Raw genomic sequence first — 6,947 nt, 5'->3', positions numbered from 1 at the left:
TGTAAGGTGAATCAGTATGACACCGAAGCGGTTGTAGAGTTATTTAAAGGAGAAGGCTATAAAGAAGTAGGGTTTGATGAAAAGGCTGATGTTTATATTGTCAATACGTGTACGGTAACCCATTTAAGTGACCGTAAATGTAGACAAATGCTTAGAAAAACCAAGAAATTGAATCCAGATAGCGTATTGATTGCTATGGGATGTTATGCACAATCAGCAGGTGAACAAATCAAAATTGATGTCCCAGAAGTCGATTTGATTGTAGGAACGAATAAACGTAATGAGATGATTCAGCTTATAGAAAACTATAAAAAAGACCAAGAGACATATAATTATGTAGGCAATATTATGGATGTAGAAGAATTTGAAGAACTTCACATTAGTAATATGGGTGAACATACAAGAGCATACTTGAAAATACAAGAAGGTTGTAATAACTATTGTACTTATTGTATTATTCCTTATGTAAGAGGGAAAATTCGTAGCCGTAAAATTGAAAATGTCATGCAAGAAGCAAATCGACTTGTAGAAGCAGGGTTTAAAGAAATTATTTTAACGGGAATACATGTGGCTTCATATGGGAAAGATTTAGGTAACACATCACTCGTAGAAGCAATCAAAGCAATTCATGACTTAGATGGACTCGAACGTATACGATTAAGTTCTATTGAACCAGTTGTGGTAACACCAGGTTTCCTAGAGGCTATTCAAGGATTGCCTAAGCTTTGCCATCATTTCCACCTTTCTTTGCAAAGTGGCTGTGATACAGTGCTTAAGCGTATGAATCGTAAATATACAACTCTTGAGTATAAAGAAAGTGTAGTGGCACTTCGCAACATCTGGCCAGATGTTGCCATTACAACAGATATTATTGTAGGCTTCCCTGGTGAAACGGAAGAAGAATTCCAAGAGACTGTAGATTTTGCTAAGGCAATAGGATTTGCTCAAGTCCATCTTTTCCCTTACTCAGTACGTGAAGGGACAGTGGCTGCTAAAATGAAAGATCAACTTGATGCACCTGCTAAGGATAGACGTCTCAAAACTTTAAAAGAAGTAACAGATAGAACACAACAAGCTTTTATCGAACAATTTATTGGAACAGATATGGAAGTGCTCTTTGAAAAAGATGACCAAGGCAAAGCCCATGGCTATACAAGTAATTACATTAAGGTAGAAGTAGCAAGTGAGTGTGCTATTGTTAATACCTTGAAAAAAGTACACATTGAAAGTAAACAAGATGATGCTTTAATGGGAAAGTGTATAGATTAAGATAGTATTTTCTAATTGCATATAAAGGGAGATTGTATTATCATATAGCTAAGATGTAAAGTGTAAATATTGGAAGGTGATGCAAATGAAAAGTATTAATGAGACCGTGCAATTTCATTTTGATATGCCTGAAAAGGCATCAACTCGTGATATATTAATGGATGTTTATATGGCACTTAATGAAAAGGGATACAATCCAATTAATCAAATAGTTGGCTATATTATGTCAGGAGATCCAACTTATATTACTAGCCATAATGGTGCACGCAACAAGATTAGACGACTAGAACGAGACGAAATATTAGAGGAACTTGTGGCGTATTACTTAAAGAAATAAGACACTGGTGACCTTTATACAGGAGGTTATTTGAATTTGCGATTATTAGGAATAGATTTTGGAACAAAAACAACAGGGGTTGCTGTGAGCGACCCTTTAGGTTTTACAGCACAAGGATTAGAGATTATTAGACGTACAGATACTTACAATCTCAAGCCAACTATAAATAGAATACAAGAACTCTGTATAGAATATAAGGTAGAGAAGATTGTTCTTGGATACCCCAAAAATATGAATAATACAGAAGGTGAAAGATGTGAACATACTGTTGTCTTCAAGAAAAAGTTAGAAGCAAGCTTAAACTTACCTATAGAATTATGGGATGAGCGTCTTACAACAGTAGAAGCTGAAAATCTAATGATTATTGCAGACATGAGTAGACAAAAAAGGAAAAAAGTCATTGATAAGATGGCGGCTGGACTGATTTTACAAAATTATCTCGACGCACATTACTAAAAGGGGATTACTATGGAAAATATTAAATTTTATGACGAAACAACAGGTGAAACCATTTTATTCGAATTAATAGACCAAACTGTAATAGATGGTAAAAAATACCTTCTTGTAGCAGATGAAGAAGATAATGCAACGATTTTAAAAGAAGTAGTAGATGATGGTTATGAAATCACTTATGAGTTAGTAGAGGATGATAAAGAGTTCCAAAAAGCAGCACTAACACTGATGGAAAGTGATGAATACGATATAGAAATTTAGCATAAAAACAAAGCAAAACAATTGGTTAGAGGGGCGAACAAGATGAATGCAGCAACATTTAAAAAACGACTAAAAGAAAAAGGTTGTAAGTTAACGACACAAAGAAGAGCTGTTTTAGATATCTTGATAGAAAATTGTGAGAAACATCTTTCTACAGAAGAGCTTTATACTTTAGTTAAAACACGCTATCCAGAAATTGGCTTAGCAACTGTCTATCGTACAGTACAACTTTTTGAAGAAATGGGCATTATTGATAAACTTTATTTTGATGAAGGATGTAGTCGCTTTGAGCTGAGTCATCAAGAAAATCATCATCATCATCATCTCATTTGTTCAAAATGCAACAAAGTATTCGAAGTAGAAAATGATATGCTCGCTGAAATCGAAGCCCATATAGAAGCTAAGTATAATTTTAAAGTGATGAATCATAATGTTACTTTTTATGGTTATTGTGAAACTTGTGCAAAAAATATATAGATGGAGGTGTAGTTTTGGTGCCCAGAAAAACTAAAAACAAGTTACGTATCATTCCTCTGGGTGGTCTGGGAGAAATCGGGAAAAACATGACAGCATTTGAGTATGACGATGATATCATTGTTGTGGACTGTGGACTCGCTTTTCCAGAAGATGAAATGCTTGGGATTGACTTAGTCATTCCAGATGTAACTTATTTAACTAAGAACTTAGATAAAATTCGAGGGATAGTACTAACCCATGGACATGAAGATCATATAGGCGCATTGCCTTATGTTTTACAAGAACTTAATGTACCTTTGTATGGGACACGACTTACTATTGGCTTAGTAGAAAATAAACTTAAAGAACACAATTTATTGCGCACAACAGAACGACACAATGTCACACAAGGGGAAACAATTAAACTCGGTAATAGTTTTAAAATTGAATTCATTCGCTCTAATCATAGTATAGCGGATGCCGTAATGCTTGCTATATGGACACCTGTAGGAACAATTATTCATACAGGTGACTTTAAAGTAGATTATACGCCTATTCGTGGGGAACGTATTGATTTACACCGTTTATCAGAGCTTGGGAAAAAGGGCGTATTGGCTCTTTTGGCAGACAGTACTAATGTAGGACGTACAGGGTTTACCCAATCTGAGAAAATGGTCGGTTTTAAGTTTGAAGATATTTTTAATAAAGCAGTGAGTAAGAGAATTATGGTGGCAACCTTTGCTTCTAATGTAGACCGTGTTCAGCAAATTATTAATGCGGCTTATAAATTTAATCGCAAAGTAGCTATTATAGGAAGAAGTATGGTGAATGTAGCAAAGACTGCAAGTGAGTTAGGCTACCTAGATATACCAGAAAATACTTTGATTGATGTAAACGATGTTAAGCGTTATAGCGATGAACAAATTGTTATCATTATGACAGGAAGCCAAGGAGAGCCTATGGCGGCACTGTCACGTATGGCGGCATCTGAGCATCGTCAGTTAGAAATTAAGCCAGGAGATGTAATTATTTTGAGTTCTACGCCTATACCTGGTAACGAAAAGACCATTTCCAAAGTAGTTAATGAATTGACTAAAAAGGGAGCCACTGTTATACAAGAAGAGACACATGTATCCGGTCATGCAGCACAAGAAGAGTTGAAACTTATTCATGCGCTTGTAAAGCCGAAGTATTTTATTCCTGTTCATGGGGAATATAGACATTTACAAAAGCATGCTGAATTAGCAGTAGAAATGGGGATGCCTAAAGACCATATTACAATAGCTTCTATTGGAGATGTTATTGAACTTACACGAGAACGTTGCAAAATTGTAGGTAGTGTGCCTTCAGGACAAATTTTAGTAGATGGTTTAGGTGTTGGAGATGTTGGGAATATTGTCTTGAGAGATCGTAAGCATCTTTCACAAGATGGTTTACTCATTGTAGTCATGACACTTGAGCGTGAAACAGGTATGGTAGTAGCAGGTCCAGATATTATATCCCGTGGTTTTGTCTATGTAAGAGAAGCCGAGAATCTAATGGATGCAGCAAGACTTGTTGTACGTAAAGCATTGGAGCGATGTGAAACAAAGCATATCGTAGAGTGGTCTCAGATTAAGACAATTGTTAAAGATGACCTTAAAGAATTTGTATGGCAAAAGACTAAACGTAGTCCTATGATTTTACCAATTATAATGGAAGTGTAAAAAAACCTAGCATTTTGCTAGGTTTTTTTATAGAATAGAAAAGGACTACTTTTTGTCTGCTGAATTTGGCAATGAGAAAGGATAAAACAATGAGTGAAATCAATTATGATTATATCGTTCAATACATTCGTGCACTTCATACACCGCCAGAAGATGTATTGTTGGAAATTGAACAGTTAATAGCAAGTGAAAAAGAAACATGGCCAATTATTAAACCAGAAGTAGCAGATTTTATGAAAGTACTGCTTACAATGCAAAAGCCTAAAGATATTTTAGAAATTGGTACAGCTGTAGGATATTCTGCTATGCTTATGAGTGAGTTCTTACAAGAAGAAGGAAAGATTACCACAATTGAACGTTTTGCTTATATGGCGGAAAATGCTAAAAAAAATATAAAACGTGCAGCACTAGAAGATAAGATTCAAATTATGGAAGGTGACGCAGCTGAGCTCCTTGCGACTTTAGAAGATGCAAAATATGATGTCGTATTTATGGATTGTGCCAAAGGTCAATATATTAACTTCTTGCCACATTGCATTCGTGTTTTAAAGCCAGGTGGACTTTTAATTACAGATAATGTCCTGCATAAAGGGGCTGTAGCTAAATCAAGGTACTTGATTGATCGTAGACAGCGTACCACCCATGCAAGACTAAGAGATTTTCTCTATACCATTACTCATGACCCGTGTCTTGTAAGTAGTGTTGTACCCATAGGGGATGGTGTTGCTTTAAGTTATAAAAAATAGGAGGAAGAAAATGAAAAAGAAACGTGTAGAACTTCTTGCACCTGCAGGAAGTTTAGAAACTTTAAAAATAGCTGTTCTATATGGAGCAGATGCAGTATATATTGGTGGAGGAAGCTATGGATTAAGAGCAAAAGCAAAGAACTTTACACCAGAAGAAATGTGTGAAGGTGTTAAATATGCTCATGAGCATGGTGTACAAGTGTACGTAACTGCTAATATTTTTGCCCATAATGAAGACTTTGAAGGGATGAAGGAATACTTCGTAGAATTAGAAGCAATGGGTATAGATGCCATTATCGTTGCAGATCCAGGGGTGTTTGCTACAGCTAAAGCAGCAGTGCCTAACATGGAAATTCATATTTCTACACAAGCGAATAATACAAACTATCATACGGCGCAGTTTTGGGCAGCTCAAGGGGCACAACGTATTGTGCTTGCTCGTGAACTTTCATTCCCAGAAGTGAAGTCCATTCATGATCATTTACCAGAGAGTATTGAGCTTGAAGCTTTTGTACATGGTGCGATGTGTATGGCATACTCAGGAAGATGTCTACTTAGTAACTACATGACAAATCGTGATGCAAATCATGGAGAATGTGCACAACCTTGTAGATGGAAATACCATGTTGTAGAAGAGACACGTCCAGGTGAATATATGCCAGTAGAAGAAAATGAGCGAGGGACTTATATTTACAACTCTCGTGACCTATGCATGATTGAATATATTCCTGAACTTGTAGAAAGTGGTATCTATAGCTTCAAAATAGAAGGGCGTATGAAAACCCCTCTTTATGTAGCAACTGTTATTAAAGCATATCGTGAAGCAATTGATACGTATTTAGAAGACCCAGCAGCTTTTGAAGCCAAGAAAGGATACTTCCTTCAAGAAGTAGGAAAAGCAAGCCATAGAGAGTTCACAACAGGGTTCTATGAACATAAGCCAACTTCCCAAGATCAGACTTATACACATAATTCTTATGTGCGTAATTATGATTTTTCAGGAATGATTATTGACTATGATAAGGAAACTCAAATGGTAACTATTGAACAGCGTAGAAAATTCTCAGTGGGTGATACCGTAGAGATTTTATTACCCAATAGACCTTTTATTTCAGTAACTGTCGATGAAATGTGGGATGCAGCAGGTAATGCCATTGAGTCAGCGCCACATCCACTCCAAATTGTGAAGTTTAAAGTAAATGAAGATATAAGTGTTCCAGCTCTTCTTCGCAAAGAACAAGTGATTTAACCAATCGTTAAAAAAAGTGCAAGCATAAGAAGATAAAAAATAGAGTGTACGGGCACATTTTAGGCACCTCATCATACAATAAGTATGAACCCATTTTTTATGGAGGTGTGCCTAAATGTTGCCTTTTTTTTGTTTTTCCTATTTCAGTAGTATTTCTTCTTTTCCGCAACCTTTATCCGCCGAAGAAGAAAAACATTATCTAGACGAGTTAAGTGCAGGGAACGAGCAGGCAAAGAATATTCTCATTGAACGTAATTTACGCTTAGTGGCACACATTGTCAAGAAGTATAGTAATTTAAATAAAGACATGGATGATTTGATTTCAATTGGGACCATTGGACTTATTAAAGGCATCACATCCTTCGATACCTCAAAAGGTACAAGGCTTGCAACTTATGCTGCGCGATGCATTGAAAATGAGATTTTAATGAGTATCCGATCTACCAAAAAACAAAAGAATGAAACCTCTC

Annotated in this window: 9 protein-coding genes; all 9 read left to right on the top strand. The window is 36.0% G+C overall.

The window, feature by feature from the left end:
- Positions 1-1,269: tRNA (N(6)-L-threonylcarbamoyladenosine(37)-C(2))-methylthiotransferase MtaB (gene mtaB / locus RRY75_RS13485; RefSeq protein WP_332717247.1), on the top strand; the 1,269-nt coding region annotated here is incomplete at its 5' end.
- A gap of 85 nt (positions 1,270-1,354) precedes the next feature.
- The gene (locus RRY75_RS13480; RefSeq protein ID WP_332493803.1) at positions 1,355-1,606 is read left to right on the top strand and encodes an IreB family regulatory phosphoprotein; all 252 of its coding nucleotides are present in this window, start codon (positions 1,355-1,357) and stop codon (positions 1,604-1,606) included.
- 36 nt (positions 1,607-1,642) lie between these two features.
- Positions 1,643-2,062 carry a Holliday junction resolvase RuvX gene (gene ruvX / locus RRY75_RS13475; protein ID WP_332493821.1) on the top strand — a complete coding sequence of 140 codons (420 nt, stop codon included), beginning with the start codon at positions 1,643-1,645 and terminating at the stop codon, positions 2,060-2,062.
- A gap of 12 nt (positions 2,063-2,074) precedes the next feature.
- A complete protein-coding gene (locus RRY75_RS13470; RefSeq protein WP_332493802.1) occupies positions 2,075-2,320 on the top strand; it encodes a DUF1292 domain-containing protein in 246 nt (81 codons plus the stop codon).
- Between the two features lie 42 nt (positions 2,321-2,362).
- On the top strand, positions 2,363-2,797 hold the full coding sequence (locus RRY75_RS13465) for a Fur family transcriptional regulator (RefSeq protein WP_332493800.1): 435 nt from the start codon (positions 2,363-2,365) through the stop codon (positions 2,795-2,797).
- Positions 2,798-2,814: 17 nt separating this feature from the next.
- Positions 2,815-4,482: a ribonuclease J gene (locus tag RRY75_RS13460; protein WP_332493819.1), complete on the top strand. Its 1,668-nt coding sequence runs from the start codon at positions 2,815-2,817 to the stop codon at positions 4,480-4,482.
- Between the two features lie 89 nt (positions 4,483-4,571).
- Entirely contained in the window at positions 4,572-5,228 is a 657-nt protein-coding gene (locus tag RRY75_RS13455; RefSeq protein ID WP_332493799.1) for an O-methyltransferase, read from the top strand.
- Between the two features lie 10 nt (positions 5,229-5,238).
- Positions 5,239-6,477, top strand: a complete 1,239-nt coding sequence (locus RRY75_RS13450; protein WP_332493798.1) for a peptidase U32 family protein — start codon at positions 5,239-5,241, stop codon at positions 6,475-6,477.
- 115 nt (positions 6,478-6,592) lie between these two features.
- Positions 6,593-6,947: sigma-70 family RNA polymerase sigma factor (locus tag RRY75_RS13445; RefSeq protein WP_332717242.1), on the top strand; the 355-nt coding region annotated here is incomplete at its 3' end.

The organism is Niameybacter sp. (genome assembly GCF_036655075.1).
Classification (GTDB): Bacteria; Bacillota; Clostridia; order Lachnospirales; family Cellulosilyticaceae; genus Holtiella.
This window is presented reverse-complemented; position numbering and strand designations above follow the sequence as displayed.

Bases quoted from the DNA above. Each gene is read 5' to 3' on its own strand.
- RRY75_RS13450 (WP_332493798.1), top strand. From the start codon at position 5,239: ATGAAAAAGAAACGTGTAGAACTTCTTGCACCTGCAGGAAGTTTAGAA.
- RRY75_RS13480 (WP_332493803.1), top strand. From the start codon at position 1,355: ATGAAAAGTATTAATGAGACCGTGCAATTTCATTTTGATATGCCTGAA.
- RRY75_RS13470 (WP_332493802.1), top strand. From the start codon at position 2,075: ATGGAAAATATTAAATTTTATGACGAAACAACAGGTGAAACCATTTTA.
- RRY75_RS13465 (WP_332493800.1), top strand. From the start codon at position 2,363: ATGAATGCAGCAACATTTAAAAAACGACTAAAAGAAAAAGGTTGTAAG.
- RRY75_RS13455 (WP_332493799.1), top strand. From the start codon at position 4,572: ATGAGTGAAATCAATTATGATTATATCGTTCAATACATTCGTGCACTT.